This window comes from Ramlibacter tataouinensis, from assembly GCF_001580455.1.
GTDB classification, from domain to species: domain Bacteria; phylum Pseudomonadota; class Gammaproteobacteria; order Burkholderiales; family Burkholderiaceae_C; genus Ramlibacter; species Ramlibacter tataouinensis_B.
This window is the reverse complement of sequence record NZ_CP010951.1, coordinates 490,814-505,474: the sequence shown is the minus strand read 5'-3', so window position 1 is coordinate 505,474 and position 14,661 is coordinate 490,814. Positions and strand designations below refer to the sequence as shown.

The 14,661-nt window shown below is 70.5% G+C and carries 13 protein-coding genes; 7 read left to right on the top strand and 6 right to left on the bottom strand.

The window, feature by feature from the left end:
* Positions 1–48: 48 nt before the first annotated feature.
* The 3 genes from UC35_RS02400 to UC35_RS02390 are packed head-to-tail and all read right to left on the bottom strand — an operon-like array spanning position 49 to position 4,377.
* The gene (locus UC35_RS02400; RefSeq protein ID WP_415752692.1) at positions 49–1,104 is read right to left on the bottom strand and encodes a lipocalin-like domain-containing protein; all 1,056 of its coding nucleotides are present in this window, start codon (positions 1,102–1,104) and stop codon (positions 49–51) included.
* Complete coding sequence (locus UC35_RS02395) at positions 1,101–3,635, bottom strand: ABC transporter permease (RefSeq protein ID WP_173861243.1); 2,535 nt, start codon at positions 3,633–3,635, stop codon at positions 1,101–1,103. The genes UC35_RS02400 and UC35_RS02395 overlap by 4 nt, the downstream gene beginning before the upstream one ends.
* Before the next feature lie 25 nt (positions 3,636–3,660).
* Positions 3,661–4,377, bottom strand: coding sequence for a GntR family transcriptional regulator (locus UC35_RS02390; RefSeq protein ID WP_082792555.1), 717 nt, complete (start codon positions 4,375–4,377; stop codon positions 3,661–3,663).
* Between the two features lie 149 nt (positions 4,378–4,526).
* Here UC35_RS02390 and UC35_RS02385 point away from each other — a divergent pair, with 149 nt between their 5' ends.
* From UC35_RS02385 to aroD, 7 genes are all read left to right on the top strand, one after another.
* Positions 4,527–5,744, top strand: a complete 1,218-nt coding sequence (locus UC35_RS02385; RefSeq protein ID WP_061495823.1) for a MalY/PatB family protein — start codon at positions 4,527–4,529, stop codon at positions 5,742–5,744.
* 34 nt (positions 5,745–5,778) lie between these two features.
* Positions 5,779–6,804, top strand: coding sequence for an amino acid ABC transporter substrate-binding protein (locus UC35_RS02380; protein ID WP_061495821.1), 1,026 nt, complete (start codon positions 5,779–5,781; stop codon positions 6,802–6,804).
* Between the two features lie 110 nt (positions 6,805–6,914).
* On the top strand, positions 6,915–8,054 hold the full coding sequence (locus UC35_RS02375; protein WP_061503642.1) for an amino acid ABC transporter permease: 1,140 nt from the start codon (positions 6,915–6,917) through the stop codon (positions 8,052–8,054).
* Between the two features lie 3 nt (positions 8,055–8,057).
* Complete coding sequence (locus tag UC35_RS02370; protein WP_061495819.1) at positions 8,058–9,134, top strand: amino acid ABC transporter permease; 1,077 nt, start codon at positions 8,058–8,060, stop codon at positions 9,132–9,134.
* On the top strand, positions 9,131–9,925 hold the full coding sequence (locus UC35_RS02365) for an amino acid ABC transporter ATP-binding protein (protein ID WP_061495817.1): 795 nt from the start codon (positions 9,131–9,133) through the stop codon (positions 9,923–9,925). The genes UC35_RS02370 and UC35_RS02365 overlap by 4 nt, the downstream gene beginning before the upstream one ends.
* A gap of 93 nt (positions 9,926–10,018) precedes the next feature.
* Positions 10,019–10,978, top strand: a complete 960-nt coding sequence (locus UC35_RS02360) for a threo-3-hydroxy-L-aspartate ammonia-lyase (RefSeq protein ID WP_061495815.1) — start codon at positions 10,019–10,021, stop codon at positions 10,976–10,978.
* A complete protein-coding gene (gene aroD / locus UC35_RS02355; protein WP_061495813.1) occupies positions 10,978–11,742 on the top strand; it encodes a type I 3-dehydroquinate dehydratase in 765 nt (254 codons plus the stop codon). The genes UC35_RS02360 and aroD overlap by 1 nt, the downstream gene beginning before the upstream one ends.
* A gap of 36 nt (positions 11,743–11,778) precedes the next feature.
* Here aroD and UC35_RS02350 read toward each other — a convergent pair whose 3' ends face one another.
* The 3 genes from UC35_RS02350 to UC35_RS02340 form a co-directional block, all read right to left on the bottom strand.
* The gene (locus UC35_RS02350) at positions 11,779–12,441 is read right to left on the bottom strand and encodes an ABC transporter ATP-binding protein (RefSeq protein WP_061495811.1); all 663 of its coding nucleotides are present in this window, start codon (positions 12,439–12,441) and stop codon (positions 11,779–11,781) included.
* Positions 12,442–12,505: 64 nt separating this feature from the next.
* Entirely contained in the window at positions 12,506–13,438 is a 933-nt protein-coding gene (miaA, locus tag UC35_RS02345; RefSeq protein WP_061495809.1) for a tRNA (adenosine(37)-N6)-dimethylallyltransferase MiaA, read from the bottom strand.
* Entirely contained in the window at positions 13,422–14,657 is a 1,236-nt protein-coding gene (locus UC35_RS02340; RefSeq protein ID WP_227820435.1) for a multidrug effflux MFS transporter, read from the bottom strand. The genes miaA and UC35_RS02340 overlap by 17 nt, the downstream gene beginning before the upstream one ends.
* Between the last annotated feature and the right edge of the window lie 4 nt (positions 14,658–14,661).

The following is a 14,661-nucleotide window of genomic DNA, read 5'->3' as shown; positions in this document are numbered from 1 at the left end:
CTCCAATCCGGCGGCCATGCCGCCGGGCTCCAGGCACTGGCCAGCATCTCAGAGGCGCAAGCGCTGGGCGTAACCGGTCATTTCAAGATAGCCCGCGCCCACGGTCCTGCCCTGCGCATCGGACAGGCGCGACAGGCCCTCCCAGTAGATCGCGCCGGTGGAGGCCCGGCTATCCAGTTCCTGGTCGTCGAGCACGGCCGCGACACGGTAGGTGCCGGCAAGCGTTCGGACACTCCACTCGACCGGGTACTCGGCACGCGACAGCGTGCTGGTCCAGCGCCGCTGCGGCGTGAATTGGACCGTGCCCGGGTCGAAGGTGGAGAGCCTGCCGTTCGCGCTGCGGAAGGACCCGCCGTCCCACAAGGCGCTGCCGTCGGCCCGGCGCAGGCGAAAGGCGGTGAGGGCGCTGCCGTCGTGCAGGTTCATGCCGATCCAGTCCCAGCCGACCGCATTCGGGTTGAGCAATTCATCGCTCCATTCGTGGTCCAGCCATGCCTTGCCGGCGGCTTCGAACCGGCGGCCCGACAGCGACAAGGTCCCCGCAGCCGCCAGCTGGGGCTGGCTGTAATAGAAGCTGGCCTGTTGCGGCGCCGGCCCCTTGCGCGACCAGCCGGCGCGGCCCTGCAGCACCATGGGCTGCGTCGGCGTGAAGCGCAGGTCCAGCGAGAACTCGTCGCTCTCGACGCGCGTCCAGTACACGCCCGAGTCCGCCCGCGCCAGGCTCCAGTCCCGCAGCCGCAGGCGCGTGTCCCCGGTTGCCGCGCTGGCCACTTCGAAGCCCTCGCGCGCGATTCGCTGGTCGTGCAGCAGCCTGCGCCCCTGCACGTCCGTGACGGCGGCGTGCGCGAAGACCAGCTGGCGCGCGGCAAAGCGCGATTGCATGTCCTGCGTGCGGTCCACGCGGGTGCGAAAGAAGGTCACTTGGAAGCCGAACTCGCGCCCTGCCGCCTCCAGGCGGCCGGTGATGTACCACCACTCGATGCGGGTGTCCGGGTGCGCGCCATGGTCGCGCGGAAAGACCAGGGGCGCCGGCGCCAGCGCGCCGGCATGGCGCGCGAGCAGGGCGGCCGGCAGCCCCCACAGCAGGTGCCGGCGCGTGGTCACCAGTCCTCCTTCACCGCCAGCACGGCGTCGCGGCCGGCCGCCGCCCCTCCGGCCAGCCGCGCCGTCAGCGTGCCGGCGGCGATCACCGCGGCGCACAGCGCGAGCAGCCGTCCCCAGGGAACGAGCAGGTCCATGGTCCAGTGGAAGCTTTGCGGGTTGACCACGTGCACCAGCACGACCGCCACCGCCAGCCCCAGCGCGAGCCCGGCGGCCGAGCCGATCGCCGTCCAGGTCGCACCTTCGCCGGCGACCACGCCCAGCACCTGCGCCCGTGTCAGGCCCAGGTGCGCGAGCAGCCCGAATTCCTTGCGCCGCGCCAGCACCTGCGCGCTGAAACTGGCCGCCACGCCGAACAGGCCGATGCCGATCGCCACCGCCTGCAGCCAGTAGGTGACGGCGAAGCTGCGGTCGAAGATGCGCAGCGACGCCTGGCGCAACTCCTGCGCCGACGCGAACTCGAGTGCCCCGGCCAGGCCGCCTTCGCGCTGGGCCAGCGCCAGGATCGCTTGCCGCGCCTGCGCCGGGTCGGCGCCGTCGGCCAGCCACAGCTGCAGGTCGTTGGCGCGGCGGTCGCCGGTGAGGCGCTGGTAGTCGTCCCGCTTCATGGCGATGGCGCCGCTCTGGCGCACATAGTCGCGCCACACGCCCGCGACGAAGAACGACGGCGCGGCGCGGCCCGCAGTTGCGAGCGGCTCCAGCAGCGGGAATTCACTGCCCACGCGCGCGCCATACAGGTCGACCATCGCCTCGCTGACATAGACGGGAACGGCGCCGGGAGGCGGCACCGCCTGCGCACCGACCATTGGCAGGGCGCGCGCGGGATCGTCCATGTCGCGCGCCAGCAGGCTCACGCCCGGCAGCGCGGGATCGAACAGCAGGGTGCGCGTGCGCTGCACGGCGACCCGGCGCACGCCGGGCGATTGCGCCACCGCTGCGACCAGCTCCGGCGAGAACCAGGCGGTCTCGGCCATGGCCGCCGACACCGCGGTCCGCACGTACAGGTCGGCAGGCAGTACCACATCCAGCCAGCGCGATACCGAGTCGCGGAAGCTCGCGACCATCACCGTCAGCGCCACCGCCAGGGCGAGCGAGGCGACCACGCCGCTGACGGCGATCGCGGCGCTCTCGCGCACCCGGCGGGCGCGCTCGATCGCCAGCAGCGGCAGCAGGTGGGCGCCCGCCAGGGGCACCAGCCGGTCGTACAACAGTGCCACCGCACCCGGCAGCGCGCCGATGCCGCCGACCAGCAGCAGCCCCACCGAGAGATAGGCGCCCAGCGGGATGCCGCGCACCGGTGGTAGCAGCGCGAGCAAGGCGCCGAGGGCGACCAGCGACAGGCTGAGCAACTGCCGCCGGGGCGAAGCGGCGCCGGTCCAGCCGAGGCCCTTGAGCGTTTGCGCCAGCGGCAGCTGCTGCGCGGCGCGCGAGGGCAGCCAGCCGCCGGCGGCGGCGGCGGCGCAACCCAGCGCCCCATACATCCAGGCCGCCGGCGTGCTCCACTGCAGCCGCGGCGCCACGCCCGGGAAATAGCCGCCGCCCAAGTCGCCCCCCAGCCAGCGCAGGCCCGCGTCCGCCAGCGCGGCGCCCAGCGCGATGCCGAGCAGGCTGCCGACGGCGCCCAATGCCAGCGACTCGGCCAGCACGAGGGCGCGCCGCTGCCCGGCGGTCAGGCCCAGCACGCCCAGCAGCGCGAACTGCTGCGCGCGCCGCGCCACGCTCAGGGCCAGCACCGAGTACACGAGGAAGGCGCCCGTGAACAACGCCACCAGCGCCAGCACGGTGAGGTTGACGCGGTAGGCGCGCGAGAGATTGCCCACGCGCTGCGCCGCGTCTTCCGGCGCCCCGGCCACGACCCCGTCCGGAAGCTGCAGCGACTTGAGGAATCCGGCGCGGGCGATGCCGGGGCGCAGCCGCACATCCAGGCGCGTCAGGTCACCCTGCCGACCGAACAGCGCCTGCGCCGCGCCGATGTCCATCACCGCGAGCGGCCCGCCGCCGGCGCCCACGGTGCCGGCGACGCGCACCGGCACGGCGCGCAGGCCTTCCTGCAGGCGCAGCTCGTCCTGGCCGGCGAACGCCTGGCGGGCCGAGGGATTGAGGAACACGGTGGCCGGGGCCAGGGGCGCGAAGCGATCGGCGCCCGCGGCGGCCACCGGCACCAGTTGCGGCGTGAGCGCGGCCGCCACCAGCACATCGAGGCCGACCACGCGCAAGGGCCTGCGCCGGCCCTGCGCGTCGATGGCGAAGGTGGAGATCTCGAGTACCGGGTTGGCCAGCGCCACCTGCGGGTGGGCCGCCACCCGGGCATACAGGTCTTCGTCGAGCCGGCCCTGGGCGCCCCGCAGTTCCAGGTCCGGCTGGCCACCGGCCGAACGCACCGCGCTTTCGAATTCCGAGAGCGCCGACTGGTTGATCAGGTGGACCGAGAAGGCCAGCGCGACGCCCAACATGACCGCCAGCACGGCGGTGGCGTTGCGCCAGGGATGGTGGCGCAACTCCTGCCAGGAGAATGTGCGAAGCAGGGTGAGCACCAGGGCATTGTGCCCGCCGCGGCCATCAGGCCGCTGGCTTGCGCCGGCCGCGCGGGGGGCGGTGATGCGCTTCGAGCAGCCCCTCGCTCGGCAGGGACTGGTCGAGCAGCCCCGGACTCTGGAGCAGGGCGGCCAGCACCATGTCGCGCGAAGCGGCCACCTGCTCCTCGGCGATGCGCGCCGCGGCCCCGGCATCGCCGCCCTCGAGCGCGGACAGCAGCGATTCATGCTCGTGCTGCATCTCGACGCTGCGATTGCGCAGCGCCAGCCCGATATGCATCACGCGCGTGGTCTCGTCAAACACCTGGCCCAGCAGGCGCAGCAGCCGGAAGTTGCCGCTGCCCTCGGCGATGCCCAGGTGGAAGTCGCGATTGGCGTCCAGGAAGCGCAGCGTGCTGGACGGATCGCCCGGCACGTAGCCTCGGCGGCACACCGCATCCACCTTCTTCAGCGCCCGCACGTCGACCCGCCCGGCAGCGAGGCGTGCCGCAGCCGGCTCGAGGACCAGGCGCAGGCCGTACAGCTCATGGACGTCGCGCAGGGTGATCGGGCTGACCGCGAAGCTGCGGCGCGGCGAGGCGAAGACCAGGCCCTCCTGGCGCAGGCGCGACAGCGCCAGCCGCACCGGCGACTTGCCGTAGCCGTAGCGATTGGCCAGGCTGGTTTCGGAGATGGCGGCGCCCGGCGCCAGCGCGCAACTCAGGATGTCGCGCCGGATCGCCCCGTAGACCTGGTCGGTCATGAGGGGTGCCTCATCGGCAGGGGCGGCTGGAGTACGTTTAGGCACAGGCGGAGGGGCGGACTCGGCTATATTCGCATCCTAGCTGAACCCAATTGACATGTCAGATTCGCCCATGAGACATTTGGGCATTCAAGGTTTCCATCGTGCCTGTGTTTGAATTCGATAACGTCGCCGACCGCCTCCAGTGGTCGGCCACCAAGTGGGAAAAATACCGCGGCCGCGACGTCATTCCCCTGTGGATCGCAGACATGGACTACCCCACGGCGCCCGCCATCCAGGCGGCGGTCGCGGCGCACGCCGCGCACGGCAACTACGGTTATATGTCGCCGCCGCGCGAGTTGGCCCAACTGCTGGTCAAGGACCATGAAACTCGCTACGGCTGGGCGGTGCAGCCGGAATGGATCGTCTGGCTGCCGGGCCTGGTGCTCGGCCTCAACCTGGCGGTGAAGACCTGCTGCGCACCCGGCGAGGGGGCGCTGTCGTTCTCGCCCATCTATCCGCCCTTCCTCACGGCCCCGGGCATCCAGGGTCGCGGCCTGGTGGACGTGCCGCTGCGGCCCACCGACGCGGCGGGCACCGGGTTCGCCATCGACTTCGAGGCGCTCGAGGCGGCGATGCACGCGCCCGCCGCGCCGCGCCTGCTGCTGCTGTGTCACCCGCACAACCCGATCGGGCGGCTCTACACTCGCGAGGAACTGGGCCGCCTGGCCGAGTTCTGCGAGCGGCACGACTTGTACGTCTGCTCGGACGAAGTGCACTGCGACCTCATCCTCGACCCGGACACGCCGCACCTGCCGTTCGCGAAGGTCCTGGCGGAGCGTGCGCCCCGCCTGCTGGCGCGTACCATCACGCTCCATGGTCCCGGCAAGACCTACAACATCGCTGGCCTCGGCATCGCCTGGGCCATCATTCCGGACGCCGATTTGCGCCAACGCTTTCGTGCATCGATGGGCAGGCTAGTCCCCGACCCGTGCTGCTTCGGGTTCACCGCATTGAAAGCGGCCTTCGAGCACGGCGAGCCCTGGCGGCTGGCCATGCTGGCGGCGCTGCGCCGCAACCGCGACCGGGTGTCGGCAGCCCTGGCTCGCATGGGACTGCCGCACACGCACCCCGAGGTGTCGTACCTCACCTGGATCGATGCGCGCGCGCTGGCCGCGCAGGTCGGCAATCCCGCGGCCTGGTTCGAACGGCACGGTGTCGGCCTGAACGACGGCGCCGATTTCGGCCGTCCGGGCTACCTCCGGCTGAATTACGCCACGCCGGCCCGCCTGCTTGGAGAGGCCCTGGACCGCATGGCGCAGGCGCTGGCCGGGCTCCAGAATCCCGCCGCGCCCCAACTGGCCACAATAGACGCGCTGCCTGCCTGATTCCCATCCCCCACCCACCCTGGAGACACAGAAGATGCTCAAGACCAAATGGACTCTCCGCGCGCTGACCGCGCTGGCGCTCGTCGGCGCCGCCGGCGCCGCTTCGGCAGGCCCCACGCTGGATGCGATCAAGCAGCGCGGCACCCTGGTGTGCGGCGTGCACACCGGCCTCGTCGGTTTCTCTGCCCCCGACAAGACCGGCAAGTACGCCGGCCTGGACGTGGACTACTGCAAGGCACTCGCCGCCGCGATCCTCGGCAGCCCCGACAAGGTGAAGTACGTGCCGCTGACGGCGCAGCAGCGCTTCACCGCGCTGCAGTCCGGCGAGGTCGACCTCCTCTCGCGCAACACCACCTGGAACTCCAAGCGCGATACCACCATGGGATCGGTGTTCGCCGGTGTCTGGTTCTATGACGGCCAGGCCTTTGTGATCAACAGCAAGAAGAACCCCAAGGTCAAGAAACTGGCCGACCTGAACAAGGCCTCGGTCTGCGTCGAAACCGGCACCACCACCGAGCGCAACATGGCCGACTACGCCCGCGCGCACAAGCTCACCTTCAAGCCGGTCGTGTTCGAGGGCCAGGAGGCCACCGAGAAGGCCTTCCAGTCCGGCCGCTGCGACGCCTACACCACCGATGCCTCGGGCATCGCGGCGATGCTGGTCAACCTGCCATCCAAGGCCGACTACGCGGTGTTGCCCGAGATCATCTCCAAGGAGCCGCTCGGCCCCATGCTGCGTCGCAATGACCAGGAGTTCTTCTCGATCGCCCGCTGGATGATCTTCGCGCTGCAGCAGGCCGAGGAGTCGGACGTGACCCAGGCCAACGTGGCGAAGATGAAGGGCGAGAGCAAGGATCCCGTGGTCCAGCGCCTGCTGGGCAGCACCGGCGAAGTGGGCAAGGGCCTGGGTCTGGACGCCGACTGGGCCGTGCGCGCCATCCAGGCGGTGGGCAACTACGGCGAGAGCTACGACCGCAATATCAAGCCGCTCGGCCTGCAGCGCGGGCCCAATAACCTGTGGAACAAGGGCGGCCTGATGTACCCGGTCCCGATGGACTGATCGCCCCCGCCGGGTAGGATATCGATCGGCTCGGTGCCAGGAGTCAGACTCCTGGAGTGCCGGGCCGATTTGCATGGCGCGTCGTGCGCAGCCTTCCTGCTTTGAACGTCATGTGGTCCTCCGAGCGCTTCCGCCGCTTCGTCTACCAGTTCGCCCTGCTGCTGCTGATCGCGGCAGTGGCGGGCTACGCCGTGTCCAACCTGGTGCACAACCTGCAAAGCCGCTCCATCACGATCGGCTTTTCCTACCTCCAGCATGAGGCCGGCTTCGACATCTCCGAGAAGCTGATCGCCTACGAACCGGCCCACAGCTACGGCCGCGCCTTCGTGGTGGGCTTGCTCAACACGCTTTACGTCTCGGCCTGCGCCATCGTGGTCGCCTCCCTGCTCGGGCTGGCCATCGGCATCGCCCGCCTCTCGCCGAACTGGCTGCTGCGCCAGCTGGCCGGCGGCTATGTCGAAACCGTGCGCAACGTGCCGCTGATCCTGCAGCTGCTGATGTGGTACGGCATGCTCACCGAGCTGCTGCCGCCGGTGGGCGAGGCCTGGCGGCTCGGGTTCACCTATCTCAGCCAGCGCGGCCTCACCATGCCCTGGCCCGAGGCGCACGCCGGCTGGTCGGCCGCGCTGTTGGGCGTGGTGGCCGCCGTCGTGGTCTCGCTGCTGTGGTCACGGCGCGCGCAGGCGGTGCAGGTCCGCACCGGCAAGCGCCTGCCGGTGGCTTGGCCCAGCCTGGTGGCCTTCGTGTTGCTGCCTTCCATTGCATGGGCCGCGCTCGGCGCGCCCACCGGGTTCTCGCGGCCCGAGCTCGCCGGCTTCGACTTCGAAGGCGGCAGGACCGTGTCGCCCGAATTCATCACCCTGTTCGTCGGGCTGTCGGTCTACACCGCCGCCTTCATCGCCGAGATCGTGCGCGGCGGCATCCAGTCCGTGCCCAAGGGACAGATCGACGCCTCGGAGGCGCTGGGCCTGTCGCGCGCGCAGCGGCTGCGCCTTGTCGTGCTGCCGCAGGCGCTACGCGTGATCATTCCGCCACTGACCAGCCAATACCTGAACCTCACCAAGAACTCCTCGCTGGCGGTGGCGATCGGCTATCCCGACCTCGTGAGCGTTTCCACCACCACGCTCAACCAGACCGGCCAGGCGATCGAGGCGATCGGCCTCATGATGGCCGTCTACCTGCTCATCTCGCTGGCCATTTCCGGGCTGATGAACTGGTACAACTACCGCGTGCGGCTGGTGGAGCGCTGACCGATGGATGCACCCACCACCAAGGTTTCGGCTGGCCAGTGGCTGCGCGCCAACCTGTTCAGTACGCCGGCCAACGCCTTCACGAGCATCGTCATACTGGCGCTGACGGTCTGGCTCGGCAGCAAGTTCGTCAACTGGGCCATCCTGAATGCCATCTGGGGCAAGGCACCGCTTGCCGCCTGCAACGCGCTCGCCGGTCAAGGCGCTTGCTGGGCGGTGGTGGCCGACAAGTGGCGCCAGATGCTGTTCGGCATCTATCCGCAGGACGAACAGTGGCGCCCGATGCTCGCCGTGGTGCTGTTCTGCGCGGTGCTCGTGCTGTCGGCCTTCCGCTGGTTCTGGCACGGCCGCCGGATCGCGGCGCTGTGGATCGGCGGCAGCGCGGTGTGCGCCTGGCTGATGGCTGGCGGGCTGGGGCTGGCCCCCGTGCCGACCTCACTGTGGGGCGGCTTGCCGATCACCCTGATGCTGGCCGTCTACGGCACCTTGCTCGCGTTCCCGCTGGGCGTCGCGCTGGCGATGGGCCGGCGCTCGCGCCTGCCCATCGTGCGCGCGGTGTCGGTGGTCTACATCGAGCTGGTGCGCGGGGTGCCGCTGGTCACCGTGCTGTTCATGGCCTCCCTCATGTTTGCGCTGTTCATGCCCGAGGGCATCAGCTTCGACAAGCTGCTGCGGGCGCAGGTGGCGATCATCCTGTTCAATGCGGCCTACATCGCCGAGGTGGTGCGGGCCGGCCTGCAGGCCGTGCCGCGCGGGCAGTTCGAAGCCGCCGAGGCGCTGGGCCTGGGCTACTGGAAGACGCACCGGCTCGTCGTGCTGCCGCAGGCGCTGAAGATCACCATCCCGGCCCAGGTGAACAGCTTCATCGACAACTTCAAGGACACCTCGCTGGTCATCATCGTCTCGATCTTCGACTTTCTCTATGCCGTCAAGCAGGCCGTGGTGAGCGACCTGGACTGGCGGCACTTTTTCGTCGAAGGCTACCTGTTCGCGATGGCGGTCTACTGGGTCTTCTGCTTCGCCATGAGCCGCTACAGCCAATGGCTCGAAAAGCACCTGTCACGGGAACTCCGGTCATGACAACCCTGCACGCATCCGAAATCGCCGTTCCTCCGGTCCCCAGCGCCGAGGCCGGGGACACCGTCATCCGCATCCGCGGCCTGTCCAAGTGGTTCGGCAAGTTCCAGGCCCTGCGCGATATCACGCTGGACGTGCGCCGCGGCGAGCGCATCGTGATCTGCGGGCCTTCGGGCTCGGGCAAGTCCACCTTGATTCGCTGCTTGAACCGCCTGGAGGCCCACCAGGCGGGCACGGTGGTGGTGGACGGCGTGGAGCTCAACGACTCGCTGAAGAACATCGGCGCCGTGCGCAAGGACATCGGCATGGTGTTTCAGCATTTCAACCTCTTCCCGCACCTGACGGTGCTGGAGAACTGCATGCTGGCGCCCATCTGGGCCAGGAAATGCCCACGCGCCGAGGCCGAGGCCACGGCACGGCGCTTCCTCGAACGCGTGCGTATCGGCGACCAGGCCAGCAAGTACCCCGGGCAACTCTCGGGCGGCCAGCAGCAGCGCGTGGCCATCGCCCGCGCGCTGTGCATGGCGCCGAACATCATGCTGTTCGACGAGCCGACCTCGGCGCTCGACCCGGAAATGGTCAAGGAAGTGCTCGACACCATGGTCGAGCTCGCGAAGGACGGCATGACGATGCTGTGCGTGACGCACGAAATGGGCTTCGCCCGCGCGGTGGCCGACCGCGTGATCTTCATGGACCGCGGCGAGATCGTCGAGGAGGCCCCGCCGGACGAATTCTTCTCGCGGCCGAAGTCCGAGCGCACACGCCGCTTCCTCGACCAGATCCTGGATCGCTAGGCGCCGAGGCGCAAGCCTCGCGCCCGGCCGGCGCGCCCCGGGCGCGACAGTTCGGTGAGCTAAGCTAGGGGCTCGCACCACTGCCGTCATGCCATGTCCGATCTCCCCACCTTCGATGATGTCGCCGCCGCCGCGCAGCGGCTGGCCGGCCACGCCCACCGCACGCCGGTGCTGCGTTCGGCCACGGCCAACGCGCGGCACCAGGCCGAGTTCTTCTTCAAGTGCGAGAACCTGCAGCGCATGGGCGCGTTCAAGTTCCGCGGCGCCTTCAACGCGCTGTCGAAGTTCACGCCCGCGCAGCGCGAGCGCGGCGTGATCGCGTTTTCCTCGGGCAACCATGCGCAGGCGATCGCACTGGCGGCGCGGCTGCTCGGCATGCCCGCGGTGATCCTGATGCCGCTGGACGCGCCGCAGGCCAAGATAGACGCCACGCGCGGCTATGGCGCGGAAGTCATCGGCTTCGACCGTTACAAGGAAGACCGCGAGGCGCTGACCCGGCGCGTGGCCGACGAGCGCGGCATGACCCTGGTCCCGCCCTTCGACCATGCCGACGTGATCGCCGGGCAGGGCACGGCCGCCAAGGAGCTGATCGAAGAGGTGGGCGCGCTCGACCTGCTGTTCGTGCCGCTGGGCGGCGGCGGCCTGCTGTCGGGCAGCGCGCTGTCGGCGCGGGCCCTTGCGCCGCACTGCAAGGTGTACGGCGTCGAGCCCGAGGCCGGCAATGACGCGCAGCAGTCTTTCCGCAAGGGCGAGATCGTCCACATCCCGGTGCCCACCACGCTGGCCGACGGCGCGCAGACGCAGCACGTGGGCCAGCTCACCTTCGGGGTGATCCGGCGCAACGTCGACGACGTGCTCACGGCCAGTGACGAGCAGCTGGTGCAGGCCATGCGCTTTTTTGCCGAGCGCATGAAGATGGTGGTGGAGCCGACCGGGTGCCTGGGGCTGGCGGGCGCGCTGCACGGCGGCCTGGACATCACCGGCAAGCGGGTCGGCGTGATCATCAGCGGCGGCAACGTGGACCTGGCGCGCTACGCGCAGCTGGTGGCCTGATGCAGGCCCGGCCGATTGCCCTGCCGGGCCGCGCGCCGCGCTTCCCGGTCGTGTGCGCACCGCTGGTGGCGCGCAGCACGACCCAGCTCGCGGCGGAGGCCGCCGCAGTCGCGGCCAAGGGGCCGGACCTGCTGGAATGGCGCGTCGACTTCTTCGAGCACATCGGCGATGCGGCCCGCGTGCTCGAGGCGGCGGAGCAGCTCAGGCGCGCCGCCGCCGGCATCCCGCTGCTGTTCACCCGCCGTTCCAGCCGCGAAGGCGGCCAGCCGATCACGATCGGCGAGGAGCAGGTGGTCGATCTCTATCGCGCGGTGTGCGCCAGCGGCCAGGTCGACCTGGTCGACTTCGAGATGGGCAATGCGCCCGCGCATGTGGCGGCGGTACGCGAAGCCTCGAAGGCCGCGGGCCTGCCGCTGGTGCTCTCCTTCCATGACTTCCAGGCGACGCCCCCGGCCGATGCGCTGGTGGCGCGCTTCGCGCAGGCCCAGGCGCTGGGCGCGGACGTGGCGAAGGTGGCCGTGATGCCCAAGAGCATGGAGGATGTGCTGGCGCTGCTGGCTGCCACTACGCAGGCCAGCCGGTCGCTGTCGATCCCGGTGGTGAGCATGTCCATGGGCCCGCTGGGGGCGGTCACGCGCATGTGCGGCTGGACCTTCGGATCCGCCATGACCTTCGCCGTGGGCGAGGCCAGCTCGGCACCCGGGCAGATGCCGATCAAGGACATCCGGCAAGCCATCGCGATGCTGCAGGGCTCGCAGGCTTGACCTCTCTCCCTTCCGGGGAGAGGGAGGGGGAGCAATTCAGGGATGCGGCCGGATCCCCTCGCTGGTGAGCACCAGCACGCGGTCGGCACGGGCCGCGGCGCCCTCGGAGTGGGTCACCAGCACCAGCGAGGCCCCCTGGCGGCGGGTTTGCGTCACCATCAGCTCCATCACCTTGGCGGCGGTGCCCGGATCGAGGTTGCCGGTGGGCTCATCCGCCAGCAGCAGGGAAGGGCGGTGCACCAGCGCGCGGGCGATGGCCACGCGCTGCAACTGGCCCCCGGACAGCTGCTGCGGCAGGCGCGCGCCCAGCTCCTGCAGGCCGACCGCGTCAAGCATGGCCGCCACGCGCTCGTTGCGCTCGCCCGCATCCACGCCCAGCAGCATCAGCGGCAGGGCGACGTTCTGCGCCACGTCGAGGTGCGGCAGCACGTGGAAGGCCTGGAACACGAAGCCGATGCGGCGCCGCCGCAGCAGCGCGCGCTCATCGGCCGTCATTGCGCCCAGGTCCTCGCCGTCCAGGTGGATGCTGCCCCCGTCCCAGTCGTCCAGGCCGGCCATGCAATTGAGCAGCGTGGACTTGCCCACGCCCGATTCGCCCACGATGGCAACGAATTCGCCGCGCGCCACCTGCAGGGTCACATGCTCGAACACCGGCACCTCGCCATAGCGTTTGGCCACGCCTGCCAGCACCAGGCTCACTGGAGAGCCTCCGCCCTGCGGGCTGCGGTGCTATGAGCCTTCGGAGCGGGAGCGGCCGTGCAGCTCATGGCAGCTCCCGTACCTGGCGCAACAGTTGCTGCTGCGCATCCGGCGCGTCGCAGGCGATCACGTGGCGTTCGGCCATGCCGCGCAGCCAGGTCAGCTGCCGCTTGGCGAGCTGGCGGGTGGCGAAGATGCCCTTGTCGCGCAGCTGCGCCATCGGCCACAGGCCATCGAGCGCCTCCCAGGCCTGGCGGTAACCGACGCAGCGCATGCTGGGCAGATCGGCATGCAGGTCGCCCCGCGCGCGCAGCGCCCGCACTTCGTCGAGGAAACCGGCGGCAAGCATCGCATCGAAACGCCCGGCAATGCGTTCATGCAGCCAGGCGCGCTCTTGCGGCTCGAGCGAGAAAAGCGGGATGGGCCCGTGGCCGCCCTGCTTGCGGCCGTGAAAGCTCGAGATCGGCTGCCCGGTGGCGCGCAGCACCTCCAGCGCACGCTGGATGCGCTGCGCATCGTTGGGCGCGAGGCGCGCGGCGGTCACCGGGTCGGACTGCGCCAGCTCCGCATGCAGCGCCGGCCAGCCCCGGCTGGCGGCGTCCTGCTCGAGGCGGGCGCGGATTTCCGGCTGCGCCGCCGGCATGGCGTCCAGCCCCTCGAAGAAGGCCTTGAAGTACAGCATGGTGCCGCCCACCAGCAGCGCCAGCCGGCCACGCGCATTGATCTCGCGCACCAGCCGCGCCGCATCGGCGGTGAACTCGGCAGCGCTGTAGCTCTGGCTCGGATCGCGGATGTCGATCAGGTGGTGCGGCAGGGCGTCGCGCTCGGCCGCCGTCGGCTTGGCGGTGCCGATGTCCATGCCGCGGAACACCAGCGCCGAATCGACGCTGATGATCTCGGCGTCGTGCTCGCGGGCGATCGCCAGGGCCGCGGCCGTCTTGCCCGCGGCGGTCGGACCCGCCAGCGCGATCGCGCGCGTTTCACGAAGGCCCGCCATGCCGCCTGACCAGGGTCCATGCCACCAGCGCGATGCACACGCTCCAGAACCACACGCCATCCGTGAGCGCAAACACCGTGCCGTCCAGCCGCGGGCCGATCCATCCGCCGACGGCGAAGGCGGTGAGCATCATGAGGAATCCGTTCAGGGCCGAGGCGGCGCCGGCCGCGTGCGGGAAGGGCCCGACGGCGCCACTGTTGCCGCAGGGCTGGTGCACCCCGTGCCCCAGCATGTACAGCAGGAAGGGCGCCAGGATCGCCCAGCCGCTTTGCACGCCCGCATGCGCCAGCACGCCCAGCAGCGTGCCGCCCGCCAGCGACACCGCGCCGGCGAGCGCCACCGAGCGCTTGATGCCCAGGCGCGGCAGCAGCCGGCGGCACAGGACGGTGCCGAGGATGTAGACGAAGGCGGTGGCAAACATCGCCAGGCCGTACTGCGTGCGGGTGTAGCCCAGCACCTTGATGAATATGAAGGACGACGAGCCCAGGAAGGTGAACAGGCCGGCGTAGGTGGCCACCGACAGCGCCGAGTAGGCGATGAAGCTCGGGTGGCGCAGGACGGTGAGCCAGGTCCGCAGCAGCGTGCCGGGATGCAGGGCCGCCGGGTTCTTGCGCGACACGGTCTCCTCGAAGCGCGTCGCCACCAGCGCCAGCGTTGCCGCGCCGAACACCGCCAGGGCGCCCAGCGCATAGCGCCAGCCGAACAGGTCGGTCAGCAGGCCGCCGACGGGCGCGCACAGGCAGGCGATCACACCCAGGCCGGTGAGCGCCTTCGACAGCGCACGCGCGCCGGCCTCCGGCGCGAACAGATCGCGCACGATGGCGCGCGCGCCCATCACCGTGGCGCCGATGGCCGCGCCCTGGACGGTGCGCCAGACGACCAGCAGCGTCATCGACCCGGCCAGCGCTGCGCCGACCGAGGCGACGGTGTAGGCGCCCAGGCCCAGCAGCAGGACCGGGCGGCGCCCGAAGCGATCGGAAAGCGGCCCCCAGGCCAGCTGCGACAGCCCGAAGGCCAGCAGCAGCGTGGTGAGCGTCAGCTGCGACTGCGAGACCGGTGCGCCGAAACTTTCGGTGAGCGCCGGCAGCGCCGGCAGATAGAGGTCAGTGGTGACCGGTTGGATGCCCAGCAGCAGCGAGAGCACCAGCACCACCAGAACTGGCGACATCGCAGGCGCGGAAGCCAGGGCGCGGTCGGCGGACGAGGAGGCAGCGGGCATGTGC